The organism is Yoonia maritima (assembly GCF_043641945.1).
Taxonomy (GTDB): domain Bacteria; phylum Pseudomonadota; class Alphaproteobacteria; order Rhodobacterales; family Rhodobacteraceae; genus Yoonia; species Yoonia maritima_B.
Window position 1 is genome coordinate 17090 of sequence record NZ_JBHZRX010000011.1, and the last position, 16635, is coordinate 33724.

The window sequence follows — 16635 nt, forward strand, 5'->3', positions numbered from 1 at the left end:
AGACATTCCCGCCCAAAAATCGACCCATTTGGTTCCTAAGCAGGGCGAAAGAAGGCTGAAACTTTGGGTTTCGGCGACGGACTATTGAGGATGAATTTTCATGAGAGCACCTCTCATTGCAGCTGTTGTGGGTCTAACTGGGCTTACGTTTTATGGGGCGTCTGTACTGACGACGTCACAAGTGGAGGCGATCACTGCAGAGCAAGCGGCGCCAAGTGCAGAGCAATTGGCAATTCAGTCAGACATGGCCTCAGAGATTGCAGGCTTGCAAGAATCTAAAACAGCGCTTGAAGCAGAGATCGGCACGCTGACCCAGTCGCTTCAAACCCTTGGTGAGGAACGCGATGATCTCGTTGCAAAGCTGGAGCAAGCAACCGCGGAAGCCGAGACTGCGACCGCTGAACTTGCGGCCCTAGCAGATGGTTCTGAAGGTTCATCTGATTTGACCGAACTTGAAGCGCAACTCGCTGAGCGCAGCGCGCTTTTGGCGGATGCGGATGCAACCATTGCAACCCTGAATGAAACGATCGCTACCAGCCAAGCTGAGTTGGAAAATGTGTCTGGGCAGATGGCGGCCTTGCAACAAGGTGCGCTTAGTGCTGCAGCCCGTATTGCAGAGCTTGAAAGCGGTTCGGTTGCTGAAGTTGCTGAGCGTGATCCGGCACCGGTCGACGCCCAAGTGAGTGCGCTGCAAGCAGATCTTATTGAGCGCGATGCGCAGATTGAAGAACTGCGTGCGAGCCTCGAGGAAGCCGTATCGACGCCAGAGGCCAGCGAAGAAGCCACTGCGGCGTTAGAAGGCCAAACGGCTGATCTGGTAGCGGAAATCGAAGCGTTGACCACTGCTGCGACAGAGCGCGATGCCGTTATTACAGAGCTAGAAGCGCAGTTGGCGGAAGGCGAAGAACCGAATGAGGAAGTGACCGCCCAGATCGCAGAACTGACCGCAGCGGTTGAAGAGCGGGACGCGACCATCGCCAGCCTCGAGGCCGCTCAGGCAAGCGAGGCAGCCGACGCTGAACAGCAGGATGAAGCAACCGCCGAAATTGAAACCCTAACCGCGACTTTGGCTGAACGTGAGGCCGCAATTTCTGCGCTTGAAACACAAATTGCCGAAGCCACTGCCGCCACTGAAAGCAGTGATAGCGCCGCCGAGATTGAAGCGCGTGATACTCAGATCGCCGAACTGACAGGTCTTTTGGAAAAGCAAACGAGCACAATCGAAATGCTTCGCCTTGGCATTGGCGACACGGCGATGCCAGCTGACGAATTGGCCGAAGTGTGTATGGGATGGGCAAGAGGGCTTCTTGAAGCATCGCAAATCAGCTTCTCTACCGGCACGACAACGATCAACAACAGTTCTGTGGAAACACTTGAACGACTGCGTGATCTTGCAATTGGCTGTAAAAACGAAGGGTTGATGATTGAGATCGGTGGGCACACTGACAGCCAAGGCGGCGAGGCCGATAACCAACGACTAAGTGAAGCACGGGCGCAGGCCGTCTTGGACTACATGGTTGGCTTGGGTGTTGATGCCGAAACCATGCAGGCCGTGGGCTTTGGTGAAGCGAACCCAATTGCCACCAACGACACAAGTGAAGGGCGCGCCGCAAACCGCCGGATCACATTTGAATGGAAGCTGCATAACATCGCTGACGAAGCAGTAACCGAACCAACAGAAGAAACTACGCCAGACTCTGCCGCCGATCCCGCGTCAGACACAGTAGACGAATAAGGAGCTTCCGATGTCTTCACTATTGATCCAAATCTTCGGTTTTATGCTCGTTACATTTTTGCTGGGCCTGCTGCTTGGTTGGCTTGTATGGCGCTATGGCAGTTCTGCAAATCAATCGCCCGAAACCGAGATCGAGTTCTGGCGCAGTAACCTTGAACAATGCCGTTTTAAGCTTAGCAATGAGCAAAATAAGGTAGAAGTGCTGCGCGAAGAGAAAGCGAACCTAAAAAGACGGCTTGAAGCGTTCGGCAAATAGATAAAAACTGCGGCGGAGCGTTCATGTGCTCCGCCGACTGGACCGACGCATTGCCAACGCAAGTCGGTCGCAAGTCTATTATTTCATAGTGTTACCGGCACAGTTCGCGCTGGGCACTCTAGGCCGTTTCCAGCACTTGTTTCGGCGTGTGATACGGGCATGCCACATAGTGTTCATGGCCAATGTCAATCATCGCAGGTCGGTCTTGGGCGCAGCTGGTTACCGCTTTTACGCAGCGCGTGCGGAATACGCAGCCGGATGGTGGAGCAAGGGGCGAGGGGAGTTCGCCTTCCAAGATTGGGCGACTGCGTGCTTTTTCTAGTACCGGGTCCGGGATCGGCACTGATGATATCAGCGCTTGAGTGTATGGATGTTCTGGTTGTGTGGTCAGCGCATGGGCGTCGGCGTGTTCCATTGTGCGCCCAAGGTACAGCACCATGATCCGGTCGCTGATGTGTTTCACAACGCTAAGGTCGTGCGCAATAAAGATCAGTGAAAGACCAAAGTCGCGCTGAAGCCCCATGAGCAAGTTAACCACTTGTGCCTGAACCGAAACGTCCAGCGCCGACACGGGTTCGTCGCAGATCAATAGCTTGGGTTTGAGGATGAGCGCACGCGCGATCCCGATCCGTTGGCATTGCCCACCAGAAAACTCGTGCGGGTAGCGGTTGATGAGGTTGGGTAGCAGTCCCACACGCTCCATTAGTTCGGCGACGCGTTTTTTGACCTCGGCACGTGGCGTGTTTGGTTCGTGGGTTATCAGAGGTTCTGCAATGATTTCGCCCACGGTCATGCGGGGGTTCAGCGCGGCTAGCGGATCTTGAAAGATCATCTGCACGTCGCGGCGGTGAACACGGCGTTCGGCGGAGGACATGTTGGCAAGGTCGCCGCCTTCGAACATGATCTGACCACCCGAAGATGGAACGGTTCCGACAATCGCGCGCGCGAGGGTCGATTTGCCTGACCCGGATTCCCCAACGATGCCCAAGCATTCGCCAGCAGCTAGATCAAAGCTGACCTCATTCACCGCATGCAATTTGTCAGCGGGTGTCCAGGGCCATGCACCCGGGCGGCGGATGTCGAAGGTGACGGATAGGTCTTTTACCGAAAGGATTGTCGACATTACGCGACCTCCGCAATTGGTTTGTGGCATGCGCGGCGGTGGCCCGCCTCTAGTGTCTCGAGGGCAGGGCGCTGGGTGGCGCATCTGTCCATTGCGACGGCGCAACGTGGTGAAAATGGGCAGCCTGCGGGAAGGCGTGACATATCTGGCGGTTCGCCCGCGATTGTCGCAAGTTCTACTTCTTCGCGGTCAAGTCGCGGTACGGCTTGGAGCAGTCCCAAGGTGTATGGGTGGGTCGGGTTGGCAAAGACAGTTTCAGTTTGCCCTTCTTCCATGACTTGGCCGCCATACAGCACGAGCGTGCGGTCACAGAAGCCAGCAACGACCCCAAGGTCATGTGTGATTAGGATAATGGCCGTTCCAAATTCACGACGAATATCGCCCAGCAACTGCATGATTTGCGCCTGAACAGTCACGTCCAGCGCTGTCGTTGGTTCGTCAGCGATCAACAGACGTGGCCGACACAAAAGCGACATAGCGATCATGATCCGTTGCCGCATCCCACCCGAGAATTCATGCGGATAGTTGGTGATTCGGTTGCGAGCGTCAGGAATACGCACCGCATCTAGCATCTTGACGGATTCAGTGATCGCGTCCCGCTTGGACATGCCTTTGTGCAGGGTAAGGACTTCGGCCATTTGTTCGCTGATCCGTAGGTATGGGTTCAGCGAGGTCATCGGGTCTTGGAAGATCATTCCGATTTGCTGACTGCGCACTTTGTTCAGCGCCTTGGTGGACATGCCCAGCAGGTTTTGCCCGTCAAAGTTGATCGTGCCCGTTGCCCGCCCGTTTTTGGCCAATAGGCCCATCGTTGCAAATGCGGTTTGGCTTTTGCCAGACCCGGATTCACCGACCACCGCGAGCGTCTCACCCTCATTTAGGCTGAGGTTTAGGCCGTTGACCGCGTTCACTTCGCCCTCTGGGGTGGTGAATGAAACCTTTAGGTCTTGGATGTTCAAAAGGCTCATATCAGCGGTCCTTTGGGTCGAGAGCATCGCGCAGACCGTCACCGACAAAGAAGAAGGCAAAGATCGTTAGGACGAAGAAAAACAGTGGAAAAAGAAGCTGCCACAGAGTGCCATATTGCATGTTCCCGGCACCTTCGCTGATCAGCGCGCCAAGGCTGGTGTTTGGTTCTTGTACGCCAAGGCCAAGAAAGCTGATGAAGCTTTCAAAGATGATCATATTCGGAACAAGTAGCGTCGCGTAGACGACCACGATGCCCAGCAGGTTCGGAATGATATGCCGCAAGATGATCCGCAGCGGATGAACGCCAGTTGCCACGGCAACTTCTACGAATTCTTTATTTTTGATGGTCAGTGTCTGACCACGCGCGATCCGCGCCATATCGAGCCATGAGATAAGCCCAATACCGATGAATAGCATCAGGATTGAACGTCCAAAGATGACAAGCATCAAGATTAGAACGAACATGAATGGGATCGACATTAGCACGTCAACGATACGCATCATGATGCCGTCAACGCGACCGCCAAAGTAACCGGCCGTCGCCCCATAAAGCGTACCAACAAGAACGGCGACCATCGCGCCCACGATGCCAACCATCAGGGAAATGCCAGTGCCCTGAACTGTTCGCGCAAATAGGTCGCGACCGCTATTGTCCGTGCCAAAATAATGGCCAGTCTCAAACGACGGGACACCCAAATGCGCGTTGCGTCCCATTAATGAGAAATCGACAAAGTCGCGTTCCCATTGGGCAAAGAACCCACCAAACAGCGCAAAGGCCGCGACGAGGATCAAAACGATAAGTGATACCACAGCCGCCTTGTTGCGCATGAACCGTGCACGGGCCGATGCCCAGAGCGAACGGCCCTGTACCTCGGCCAAAGCAGCGGCGTTTTCGATATCTTCTACAGTTGTGCGATTGGGAAACATTTGGTGACCCCCTCAGTAGCGGATCTTGGGGTCAATCCACGCGTAGAGGATATCAACCACAAGGTTAAAGAGAATGGTCAGCGTGCCCACCAGAATGGTGATTCCCATCATGACCGAATAGTCGCGGCTAAAGGCCGAGTTCACAAAGAACGTGCCGATGCCACCTGTTGAGAAGAACGCATCGATCACGACGGAACCGGTGATCATGCCAACAAATGCTGGCCCCAAATAGGACAGCAGCGGCAAGATCGCGGGCTTCATTGCGTGGCGTAGGATGACGCGACGCATCGGAATACCCTTGGCTTGTGCGGTTCTGATGAAATTGGTGTTCAGCACCTCAAGCATCGAAGACCGCATAATTCGGGCGATCGACGCCATATATGACGTGGAAAGGGCAATCACGGGCATGATCAAATAGGGCCATTCGCCACCGTTCCAACCACCGCCGGGCAGCCAGCCAAGCCATAGCGTAAAGACCAACAGCAGGATCGGCGCCATCACAAAGTTCGGTAGAACCTGTGCGCCTACGCTGAAGCCAACGGCCAGATAATCCAGCCAGCTATTTTGTTTGATCGCCGCAGCCGTGCCAAGCGTCACACCGACAACCGTCGCCAGCACAAATGACCAGAAACCATAGGTCAGTGTCACCGGAAACCCTTGGGCGATGATGTCATTGACGGAACGGTCTTTGAATTTGAACGATGGCCCAAAATCGAAATGTGCGACAACACCCCAGATATAATCGGTGATCCGTTTCCAGAACGGTTGATCCAATCCGTATTTAGCCTCAATGTTGGCGAGCACTTCGGGCGGCAACGGACGCTCAGAGTTGAACGGACCGCCGGGCGCTGCGTACATCAGCACAAAAGACAGGATCACAAGGATCAATAGGGTTGGCACCGCCACCATGAGGCGACGAACGACAAAGCTGAACATGTTGAATTTTCCAAGCGAAAAGCAGTGAGTGTCGCGCCCCTTATATCACAAAGGGGCGCGATCAACTGGGCAGTCGACTAAGTTTAGTCTGCGACGATGTAAAGGTCGCGCGCGTACCAGTTCTGCTGGAAGTTATTATACGGCCAGCCTTTAACGTTGTGACGTAGCATTTTGTCAGCCGAATAATGGTAGATTGGGATGATAGGAACATCCCGTGCGATCAGCTGTTCCGCCGCAGTATAGGCCGCCTGTGGATTGTCAGAGGTCTTTGCCTCTGCCATCAGCGCATCATATTCTGCGTTCGCATATTTCGCGTCGTTATAGCCAGATTCAGACTGCATGAGGTCAAGGAAAGTAGAGGCCTCGTTATAGTCCGCACACCAACCAGCCCGTGCAACTTGGTAGTCTTGGTTCCCGCGGGTTTCCAAGAATACTTGCCATTCTTCGTTACCAAGCGTTGTTTCGACACCCAGCGTTTGTTTCCACATCTGACTGATCGCCACTGCAACAGATTCATGTGCGGAAGAGCTGTTGTAGATCAGATCTAGCGACAGTGGGTTGTCGCTGCCGTATCCAGCGGCTTCCATCAGTTCTACGGCTTTGGCGTTGCGCTCAGCTTGGGTCATTGAAACCATCGGCGTTTCAGGTGTCTCAAAGCCAGCAGTCGCCCAGTGCGTGAACGTATAAGCTGGCTTTTGACCACCGGCGAGGACGTTGTGAACGATGATGTCACGATCGACTGCCAAAGACAGGGCCTGACGCACGTTGACGTCCAACAGTGCAGGGTTCGTCGTGTCCGTCATGTTGATGGTGTAGTAATATGAACATGCGTTAGGAACCGACATCACATCTTCTGGGTACTCGGCCTCAAGAGCTGGGAATTGACCCGCAGGAATATCCGTACGGTCTAGCTCACCGGCAAGGTAGCGTGTCAGCGCAGTGTCTTCGTCATTGATGACCAGCGAAACTACTTTTTCGATGATGGTGTTCTCGTTGTCCCAATACATTGGGTTACGTTCACGCACTAATTTTTCTTGCGGAACGTGCTCGGTCAGAACGTAAGCACCGTTTGAAACCATGTTGCCGGGTTTCGTCCAGTCAGAACCCAGCTCTTCGACAACCTTCTCGGGAACAGGGAATGTTGTGTAGTGGGTTAGCATCTGCGGGAAATAGGGCAGGGGCTGGGTGATTTTCACGACAACTGTTTTGTCGTCTGGGGCACTGATACCCAATGCATCGGTTGGCATGTCGCCTGCGATAACTTCAGACACGTTTTCAACGGCCATCAGTTCCAGATACCATGAATAGGGGGATGCCAATTCAGGTGATGCCGCACGCCGCCACGCGTAAACAAAGTCGCTCGCGAGAACAGGGTCGCCATTCGACCACTTCGCGTCACGCAAGGTGAATGTGTATGTCATCAGATCGTCGGAAACTTCGTAGCTGGACGCGACGCCGGGCACGATGTTGCCATCAGCGTCTTGGTTCAGCAGACCTTCGAACAAGTCACGGACGATATCGCCGCCAGCGGCGTCTTCAACCATACCCGGATCGATCGATGGGCTTTCATCTAAGTCGCGATAGGTGAATGTCTGATCAGCTGCGAGAACTTCGCCAGTGACGGGGTGTGTTGCGTGGCCGTCAGCAAAGGCAGTTCCACCTGCAATTGTAAGAACAGCGGCCGTAGTGGCCATCAATGTTGATCTAAACGTCATGAGTTTTCCCTGTTTTATGCCCGTTTGCCAAACGGAGTGTTTGTTGTCCCGTACGCTTTTCGCGTCGATCCTTAATCCTTTGACCAGTAGGTCAAAATGGCAAGTAACATTTCACCTAACGCGACGACAATCTGTGCAAACACTTAAATATTGGGCGGATTACTGCGGGGGCTTTAAACGAAAAGGCCCGCTGATTAGCCGAAAATGACTAATCAGCGGGCCTGTTCTGTAAACAGTGAGACGATTCTACCCAATTGATGCAAAATAAATGCACCTCAATCGACGAGTATACCTTTAGATCGGATAATGGACCGGTCCGTCTTGCATTGTGATCCAACGTAGTTCGGTAAATTCGTCGATACCCCATGAACCGCCGAAGCGCCCATAGCCTGACGCTTTCACACCGCCGAATGGCATTTGGGCTTCGTCGTGAACTGTTGGGCCGTTGATGTGGCAGATACCGCTTTCGATACGTTTGGCGATCGCGAGTGCCGCCATCGTGTCGCGGCCGAAAACCGCTGCGGATAGACCAAATTCGCTTTCATTCGCGATCCTGACAGCCTCGTCTTCTGAGCCTGCTCTAATAATTGCGACGACAGGGCCAAAGCTTTCTTCATGATAGAGGCGCATGTCTGGCGTGACGTAATCCAATGCCGCAGCGTTCAAAATCGTTCCTTGGCCGCCGCCCGCTATCAATGTCGCGCCCTTGTCGGCGGCGTCAGTGATGAGTTCCCGGACGCGGTCGGCGGCCCCGGCGTTCACTAGTGACCCTAATGGCGCGGTCCCGTCGCGCGGATCACCAGCTGTTAATGATTCAACTTTTGCCTTGAATGCTTCGACGAATTTATCACCAGCGTCACCGACGGTGATAATCCGTTCCGTGGACATGCAGATTTGCCCTTGGTTCATATAGGCCGCAAATCCGGCAGCAGCGACTGCGGCGTCAATATCGGCGTCTTCGAGCACGATCATCGGGGCCTTACCACCCAGTTCAAGCAGTGCTGGTTTGAGGCTGCGCCCTGCCAATTCGCTAATCACGCGGCCGACGCGGGTCGATCCGGTAAAGTTGACCCTACGAACGGCGGGGTGAATAACCAGTGCCTCGACCACTTGGGGCGCTTCATCAGGGGCATTTGACACAGCGTTGACCACACCTTTAGGAAAGCCAGCTTCAGAGACGGCCTCGATGATTAGGGCATGCACGCGTGGGCATAGTTCGGATGTTTTCATCACGACCGTATTACCGCAGGCTAAAGGTGTCGCAATTGACCGCACCCCAAGAATGACTGGCGCATTCCATGGCGCAATCGCCAAAACGACGCCTGCGGGTTGACGGATCGCCATTGCGGTTGAGCCGGGACGGTTCGTGGGGATGATTTCGCCCTTAATTTGAGTTGTAAGCGATGCTGCCTCAACCAGCATGTCGGCCGCGAGCATGATATTGAATCGCGCCCATGCTTCAGTCGCGCCAATTTCATCCTTCATCGCTTGGACGATATCGTCACCGCGTGCTTTTAGATTTTCAGAGGCGGCTAGCAATTTGCGCCGCCGTTCGCCGGGGCCTGTGGCGGACCACTCTGCAAAGGCCCGCGCTGCGGCGTCAACCGCCCGATCCACATCCGAGAGCGAAGCGGCGGCAGCTTCGGTCACGATGTCGCCGCTTATGGGATTGCGATGGGTAAACACGCGGTTGCCTTCTGCGGGCACATATTCACCGTCGATATAAAGATCGATTTTTTCCATGTTTTGCTCCTGTCAATTTGCTTCGGCCATGGCGCCGCCTAAAAAGGCACGTTCCACGGAGGGGTTGGATTTGATTTCTTCGGCGGGGCCTGATCCGGTGATCCGACCGACCTCGACCAAATAGACGTAATCAGCGAGTGCGAGTGTCGCCCGCGCATTCTGTTCTACGATTACGATGGTTAGACCCTTTGCCCGGATACGGGTGAGGGCCGAGAATACTTCTTTGACGACGATAGGAGCGAGCCCCAATGACGGTTCGTCCAGTAGTAGAATTTCGGGGTTGGACATAAGCGCCCGCCCAATTGCGACCATCTGTTGTTCGCCGCCAGACATTGTGCCTGCGATCTGGCTGCGCCGTTCTGCCAGTTTTGGGAACAGGTTGAAGACCTCTGCTAAGGTTTCGGGCGCGCCTTCGCGTGCACGCTTTGGGATTGCGCCAAGGCGCAGGTTTTCTTCGACACTTAGTCCCGGAAATATCCCACGACCTTCGGGAACAAGAGCAATACCGTGTTCCGCAAGTTTATGTGCGGGCATATCGAGCAAGGACTGGCCATTATAGCGAATAGCGCCTGATTGCGGGCGCACGCGTCCACCAATCGCCCCGAGTAGTGATGATTTTCCAGCACCATTCGCGCCCAGTATTGCTACCATCTGGCCCGCTTGAACGCTGATAGATGCGTTGTCTAACGCGATGTGTTTGCCGTAGGCGACTGTCAGGTTCTCAACTTCAAGCATCGACGTCTTCTCCTAGATAAGCGGTGACAACGGCTGGATCTGTCAACGCTTTGTCAGTTTGTTCGTCCGCGATCAGCTTTCCTGAATTCATGACGACGACACGCGGACAAAGTGCACGAACCGCATCGATAATATGTTCGACCATTAATATGGTTAGCCCGCTGTCGCGCAGTTGGCCGATCAGCTTGATACCTTCTTCGAGTTCAGTCGGGTTAAGGCCTGCCAACCATTCATCGAGCAAAAGCAAATCGGGTTCCGCCGCCAGTGCGCGGGCAAGTTCCAATCGCTTTTGGTCGATATATGTTAGATCTCCGGCTGACATTGTGGCGCGTTCTGATAGGCTAACCATCGCGAGCGCATCTTTTGCGACACGTTCAGCTGCGGCCCCCCAATGTGCCTTATGCCCAAAGACGGCGGGGATCATGACGTTTTCGATCAGTGTGAGTGATGGCAAAATGCGTACCAGTTGAAACGTCCGCGCAACGCCGCAACGCGCAATCTTATCGCGGCGTAACCCCGTAAGCTGTTGCCCATTCAGGGTGATTGTCCCCGCGCTGGCAGGCAATGCGCCCGAGATCAGGTTGATCAGCGTTGTCTTTCCAGACCCATTTGGCCCAAGCAACCCGACGATTTCGCCACGCTTCAAACTGAATGATACATCGTCAACAGCGCGCAATCCGCCAAACTGCTTTACGGCATGTTCTATTGCAAGAAAGCTCATGACTGGACCTTTCGACGCGCGCGTAGTTTTTCAATGCCTGCAAGTATGCCGTCTGGAAGTAGGAAAACGACGCCGATGAACAACAGCCCCATGAAGATCGGGTAGCTGTCGGGGAAGTTGGCAGATAGCCACTCGAACACCAGAAACAGCGGGACAGCCCCAAGCGCCGGTCCCCACAACCGATTTGCCCCACCGAGCAACGCCATGATCACTGTCAGAAAGCTGACCGTTGGATTGAATACAATTGCGGGTTCTACATAGACATAGCGTGGCGAAGTTATTGCACCTGCCAGCGTTAGGATGACCGCTGACAACACGAATGCGATCAGTTTGACGCGTGCAAGATTAATGCCCGAATGTGCTGCGACGGCTTCGTCGTCACCGATAACGCGTAGCGCCATGCCAAGCCGTGACCGATGTATCCATGCCGTTAGCGCGATGGTTGCGGCACCTAGTGCTAGCATCTGCCAATAGATATCGCGTGCTGTGATATCTAGGAAGATATAGCGCCCCAACGTGCCTGTGACGTTCACTTCGTACCATGTGATCAGCTGCCGAACGAGTTCCGCCAAGCCAAAGCTGAAGATTACGAAATAGACGCCCTGAAGGCGCAGCGTTGACAGACCAACTAAGGCTGCCATCGTGGCGCCAATGCCGCCAGCGCACAGCAGAACAGCCCAATAGGGTAGCGCCTCGTTCAGGACGGCCATGCAATATGCACCCGTCCCGTAAAACGCGACCGTAGCAAGCGACACATAATGCGTGTGTCCAGAAAACAGCGCCCAAGCAGAGGCGAGCGTCACATAAGTCGCCGCGCCAATAAGCAGGCCAAGCCCATAGGCCGAGACGAAATTGGGCGCAAAAGCCAGCGCAACTAGAGCGACGAGAGGAATGATGAGTTTGGTCATATCAGCGTGCTCCGAACAGGCCTTGCGGGCGCCATAAAAGGACGACCAAGAAGATTGCAAAGGTGGCTGCTAGGGTCAGGCCGGGATCAATTGCGGTTGCGACGAATGTCTCAAGCAATCCCAAGGCGATGCCTGCGACCAACGCGCCTTTAACATTTCCAACCCCGCCCATGATGACAATCACGAGGGCCTTCATGGTGAACACGACGCCGTCAGTAGCCGAGAACGTTTGATACATAGCAATGGATGCACCCGCGACGACAGCAAGCGCGGTTCCCAACGCAAATCCTTGTCGTGCGACCTTGTTCACATCAATACCAACAAGCGGCGCAGAGCCGGGTGTTAACGCGACTGCACGCATGATCAGGCCCCAGCGTGTTTTTGCGAGCGCTAGAACCAATGCGCCGCCCGCAACAACGCATATACCAAATGCAATCAGCCGGTTTAGTGCAACAGACACACCAAGAACGTTCACGCCCCGATCGAGGTAGGAAATTGAGGTGAAGTTTGCGCCGAACAACATAAGCAAAATGCCCTGGATCAGGAACAGCAGCCCAAAGGTGGCAAGGATACTATCGACCTCGAGTCGGCCGCGCGCACCTGACCGCTTAACCAATGGGCGCATCATACCCTGATAGAGGAACCACCCAAGCGCATAGCCTGCTGGCGCGATCAGTATCATCGCGATGAGTGGAGATAATCCGAGCTGTTGAAATACTGCAACGAGGACGAATGCGCCAACGAGCGTAAGCTCGCCATAGGCCAAATTCATGATCCTAGCGATCCCGTATTGTAGTGTTAGACCAAGCGCGAGAAGGGCATAAGTACTGCCCAGCACAAGGCCGAGGATGAGTGTCGTTAAGATCATGATGTCTCTGCTTTTTTAGGGTGTGTGCGGCGGGGTTATCCGCCGCACAACTTTGGATTTACCATTCAGGCTTTGGAATGATGGGCGCGGATGCGCCTTCGGCATCTGCAGGGTTGATCGCGCGGAACGCCCCACCTTGCCACTGACCTACCCACCACAAATCGCGCAGTTGGTTATCCTCAAGCTTCACCTCGCCGATGACAGTGTTAAAGGTGCCTGTCGAAATTTCGGTGGCCAAGGCTTCATGGTCGAGCCCGACACGTTCGATGGCCTGTGCCAGCATTTCAAGCGATGCATAGGTGATTGCAGATGCCCAGCTATCAGGTGGGTTGCCCACGAATTCGGTATGTCGCGCAAAGTATTCCTGAATCGCAGGGCTGTCGGCATTCACACCACCGATTGCCATGACACCTTCGGCTTTGCCGTCTGCGATCCCCGGATAGATCGGGAACGCGCCACCAACCGAGATGTAGAACGCTTTGGGATTATAACCCATGGACTGCGCGGTTTTGGTCATCCCAAAGCTGCCCGGTGGATAGGAAAACGCGACAAAGCTGTCCGCTCCCGATCCTTGGGCTTCGCTCATGATTGCAGCAAAATCGGATGTGCCAAGCGGGTAGCTTTCGTCATAGACCAGTTCAAAACCGGCCTCTTCAAATGCTGGCCGTGCACCAGAAATGAGGTCGATTCCAAAACCATCGGCAACTGACACTACGGCGACCTTATCGTTGATCGTACCTTCATCGCGTGCCGCTGACAGCACATCAACTAGGCCCGCAGCATAATCGTGGCCACCACCCAGCATCCAGAAGCTCCGATCCCAACGCGCGGCAAATTCGGGCGCTTTGTCGGTGACTGCAGTGACTGCCAGCTGTGGATAGCCAAAACGCGCCATCAGGGGTGCGATAGCAAGGTTCGCGCCCGTTCCCCAAGGTGGCAGGATCAGATCGACCTCATCCTGCGAGGCAAGGCGTTCGATTGTGCGAACCAGATCTTCGTTCGAGGAACGGTTATCGTATTCAACGACTTCGATCATGCGTCGTGAACCATCGGGCATAGTCAGCCCGCCGGACTTGTTCACTGTATCAACCCAAAGTTCATAGTTTGGGATTGTCGTGATACCAGCGCCAGTCGCGTTGGGGCCAGTGCGAGCAACGGCATAGCCGATGGTAACTGTGTCGTCTTGCGCGATCGCTGGACCTGACGACAATGCGATTGCTGAAGCCACGCTAATAGACAGTGCACGCAAGGATGCGCGCCGAGTAATACGTTTCATGATGTCCTCCCTAGTGGTCCAGTTTTGATCCCGGACCTATGTTCATCCATCACACCTCTCCCTTGGCGGCGATGGAACTGTGAATCACCATAGACTGGCTACATGACCCCAATAAATGCACATATGGGTGTAATAATTGTACTTTTGCTTGATTTTGGGTGATGATTTGTTGTCAGTTGTGTCGAAATGTCTATGCGCCCTATCAGCCCCCGCCGCGAACAGCCCAGCGTTCAGCGTATCGAAAGCCCGCTAACTCGGTCGGGTTATTCTTTGGCGGCAGGGCGGACGCATCTACTGTTGTTGTTTGCAGGCGCCGCACAGGTGACTGACGAAGATGCGTTCGTAGGGCCGCGTCTGGTTTGGCTGTCAGATGGTGGTAGCGAACTGGTTGTCGAAAGTGGAGCCAGAGGCAAGCTGTTGTCGATCCCGCACGTGTCGCTCTTGCAGGCGCTACCGGCTACGCCGCTTGGCGATCAGATGCGGCAAACGATCAGCCGAGACTTATCCGCGCCGCTTGAAACGACTGATCGGCTGAGTGAACTGATTGACGGCTTTGCAAACGAAAAGGCGAGCGGCGAACCCGGATCTGACATTGGGCAGGCTCATTACTTAGGGCTTATTCTCGTTCAGATATGGCGGCTCGCAAGAACAGATATCGTGGCACAGGGGCGTGCACCGCAGGGGTTGGCAGAACGGTTTGTGTTGCTTGCGTCACAACGTGTTCGCGAGCATTGGACCATTGACCGCTATGCGCAGGCATTAAGCGTTAACCGGGATCGGTTAGGTGCAGCGGTAAAGCGATCAACCGGGTTGTCACCGCAAGCCTATCTTCACCGAGCGCTCATCCGCGAAGCGATGGAGCTTCTCGCGAATACCGGGGCGACAGTCGCGCAAATCGCATTCCGGCTCGGCTTTGTTGACCCCGCGTATTTCACACGGTTCTTCAAGCGACAGGTTGGCGAAAACCCCGGTGCCTTTCGTCAAGCCAATAGAGTCAAAGACGATAGCTCTCCGCAGTCTTTCGCTGCTTGGCCGTAAGCCGTTCGATTGATTGTCGGAATTCAGAACACGCTTAACAAATTTTACCGTAATTATGCTAGCACCGCTGCCGCTGTTGAGCGTCAAACTTATTAGACGGGATGAGGCACTTGCCAGAAATTTGGCATGTTAATGTACCAAGTAATTGTGATCCTATCGTAGACTATTTCCGCCCCTAGCCATATCTTCATGGCAAATCTTGCAGGCGTCTCATTTGCGGGACAAACTGTATCTTTGCTGCTATTGGACCAATTGCAGCTTTGATGTTCGTGAAGACACATCAAAGCGCGGATTGCTTTGACCATTCTCCCAAACACATCACAGAAACTTCCACACACAACGCAAGCGCTTTCGATGTAGCATCATCATATACGCCTGTGAAATCACCACGATAGAGCCCGATTCTATCCAGAAATCTCTGGAAGAACAAAATAGAATCCGGACCGCCTCCCTCAAAATAACTTTCAATAGCCACCATGGCCAAGTCTGTTCTTTCAAGCGGAGGACTGCCGTAGATGAAACCCTTAAAAAGCATAACATTCGTGTCCGACGATGCCAGTGGATGATCCTCGCCTAACAAATATTCTAGTCTTTTCTGATCGTCCAAAAATTCGGGCGACTGTCTCGCCCATAAATCGAGGTATTGATCTGCAAGGGCATCCTGTCCGATCTTTGAGTATGACGTGAACAGGATCGTGAGGACGGTATCATCGCGGGGAGCAAGCTCATAAGCCCTTTCCGCATCAACCAACATCTGCTCATAATTCTCCATGTCCAACCACATACCAATGCGTGTCATTAGGGGGCTAATACTGTCCGAATTCAATTCTATGGCCCGATCAAAAGCCTTAACGGCCTCGTCGGTCTCGCCAATCTTCCCTAGATAGTGCCCTAGTTTTTCATGGGCATCAGAATTCCCCGGTTCGATCTGAATGTAACGCTCAAGATCTTCAATCGCGAGCTCGAACTTGTTGGTATTTGCATGCAGAGTGGCCCGCGTATGCAACGCCCAAGGGTTGTCAGGGAAGGAATCCAGAAGATCAGAAGTGGCGTGCAAGGCCTCTTCCATACGACCCAGCCACGCCAAGCTGAGACTCCGACCTGCCAAAGCTGGAAGGTGCTCCGGTGAAATGACGAGCACTGCTTCGTAGTCCGCGAGGGCTTCCCGATATTTTTGCGTGTCGCGATATGTGTTTGCGCGCCATTGCAATGTCCAAACAGAGTTTGGGGACAACCGCAAAGACGTCGCAAAGTCCAGCAAGGCAATCTCGGATTTACCAAGTCTCGAATAGACAATGGCGCGTTGTGTGTAATTGGTCGAATTGTCTTCGTCCAATGCGATTGCGCGGTCTAGATCCGGCAACGCAGCCGCATGTTGGTCCAGTCGCACATATTTCTGTGCGCGGCTTAGATGTAATCGCGCGAGAAGCGCGGTATCTACGCCATCGGGTTTCTCAATCAGCGTGGAGCAAGCCGATACATCCTCGGCGTCGTTGTTGCCATTCAAGCAGGCGATGAACATTCTGTCTCTCGCTCCGGTCAAAAATACGTAAGCCGATAACCCAATCGCGCATACAATGATGAAGAAGTTTAGTTTTCTTAGAGTCATAAAGGGTCCTCAGTGACGCAGAGCTACTAATGTATTAAAGAAGTTCAAAAAAATATTCAAAACGCACTGTTGAACG

At 54.0% G+C, this 16635-nt stretch carries 15 protein-coding genes; 3 read left to right on the top strand and 12 right to left on the bottom strand.

Translation table 11 applies throughout. The features are described from left to right. Positions 1–100 precede the first annotated feature (100 nt). Both ACHUEV_RS17520 and ACHUEV_RS17525 read left to right on the top strand, forming a co-directional pair. Positions 101–1735, top strand: a complete 1635-nt coding sequence (locus tag ACHUEV_RS17520; protein WP_394182192.1) for an OmpA family protein — start codon at positions 101–103, stop codon at positions 1733–1735. 10 nt (positions 1736–1745) lie between these two features. Then, entirely contained in the window at positions 1746–1991 is a 246-nt protein-coding gene (locus ACHUEV_RS17525) for a hypothetical protein (protein ID WP_394182194.1), read from the top strand. Between the two features lie 118 nt (positions 1992–2109). On the opposite strand, the gene ACHUEV_RS17530 is transcribed toward ACHUEV_RS17525, so the two are convergent. From ACHUEV_RS17530 to ACHUEV_RS17580, 11 genes are all read right to left on the bottom strand, one after another. After that, positions 2110–3114 carry an oligopeptide/dipeptide ABC transporter ATP-binding protein gene (locus tag ACHUEV_RS17530; RefSeq protein ID WP_394182196.1) on the bottom strand — a complete coding sequence of 335 codons (1005 nt, stop codon included), beginning with the start codon at positions 3112–3114 and terminating at the stop codon, positions 2110–2112. After that, positions 3114–4082: an oligopeptide/dipeptide ABC transporter ATP-binding protein gene (locus ACHUEV_RS17535; RefSeq protein WP_394182198.1), complete on the bottom strand. Its 969-nt coding sequence runs from the start codon at positions 4080–4082 to the stop codon at positions 3114–3116. Before ACHUEV_RS17535 ends, ACHUEV_RS17530 begins: the two co-directional genes overlap by 1 nt. A gap of 1 nt (position 4083) precedes the next feature. After that, positions 4084–5010 carry an ABC transporter permease subunit gene (locus ACHUEV_RS17540; RefSeq protein ID WP_394182200.1) on the bottom strand — a complete coding sequence of 309 codons (927 nt, stop codon included), beginning with the start codon at positions 5008–5010 and terminating at the stop codon, positions 4084–4086. A 12-nt stretch (positions 5011–5022) separates the two neighbouring features. Continuing rightward, entirely contained in the window at positions 5023–5946 is a 924-nt protein-coding gene (gene oppB / locus ACHUEV_RS17545) for an oligopeptide ABC transporter permease OppB (protein ID WP_394182202.1), read from the bottom strand. An 83-nt stretch (positions 5947–6029) separates the two neighbouring features. Next, complete coding sequence (locus tag ACHUEV_RS17550; RefSeq protein WP_394182204.1) at positions 6030–7661, bottom strand: peptide ABC transporter substrate-binding protein; 1632 nt, start codon at positions 7659–7661, stop codon at positions 6030–6032. A 294-nt stretch (positions 7662–7955) separates the two neighbouring features. Beyond that, a complete protein-coding gene (locus tag ACHUEV_RS17555; protein WP_394182206.1) occupies positions 7956–9404 on the bottom strand; it encodes an aldehyde dehydrogenase in 1449 nt (482 codons plus the stop codon). A gap of 12 nt (positions 9405–9416) precedes the next feature. Then, entirely contained in the window at positions 9417–10139 is a 723-nt protein-coding gene (locus ACHUEV_RS17560; RefSeq protein WP_394182208.1) for an ABC transporter ATP-binding protein, read from the bottom strand. Continuing rightward, positions 10132–10860: an ABC transporter ATP-binding protein gene (locus ACHUEV_RS17565; RefSeq protein ID WP_394182210.1), complete on the bottom strand. Its 729-nt coding sequence runs from the start codon at positions 10858–10860 to the stop codon at positions 10132–10134. Before ACHUEV_RS17565 ends, ACHUEV_RS17560 begins: the two co-directional genes overlap by 8 nt. Further along, a complete protein-coding gene (locus ACHUEV_RS17570; protein WP_394182212.1) occupies positions 10857–11768 on the bottom strand; it encodes a branched-chain amino acid ABC transporter permease in 912 nt (303 codons plus the stop codon). Before ACHUEV_RS17570 ends, ACHUEV_RS17565 begins: the two co-directional genes overlap by 4 nt. Before the next feature lies 1 nt (position 11769). Then, positions 11770–12636 carry a branched-chain amino acid ABC transporter permease gene (locus tag ACHUEV_RS17575; RefSeq protein WP_106358813.1) on the bottom strand — a complete coding sequence of 289 codons (867 nt, stop codon included), beginning with the start codon at positions 12634–12636 and terminating at the stop codon, positions 11770–11772. 58 nt (positions 12637–12694) lie between these two features. After that, positions 12695–13912: an amino acid ABC transporter substrate-binding protein gene (locus ACHUEV_RS17580; protein ID WP_394182214.1), complete on the bottom strand. Its 1218-nt coding sequence runs from the start codon at positions 13910–13912 to the stop codon at positions 12695–12697. Positions 13913–14104: 192 nt separating this feature from the next. Between ACHUEV_RS17580 and ACHUEV_RS17585 the strand changes: the two genes are divergently transcribed. Further along, positions 14105–14950 (top strand): helix-turn-helix domain-containing protein, encoded by an 846-nt coding sequence (locus tag ACHUEV_RS17585; RefSeq protein ID WP_394182216.1) that lies wholly within the window; start codon positions 14105–14107, stop codon positions 14948–14950. Positions 14951–15230: 280 nt separating this feature from the next. Here ACHUEV_RS17585 and ACHUEV_RS17590 read toward each other — a convergent pair whose 3' ends face one another. Next, positions 15231–16559, bottom strand: a complete 1329-nt coding sequence (locus ACHUEV_RS17590; RefSeq protein ID WP_394182218.1) for a tetratricopeptide repeat protein — start codon at positions 16557–16559, stop codon at positions 15231–15233. Positions 16560–16635 lie beyond the last annotated feature (76 nt).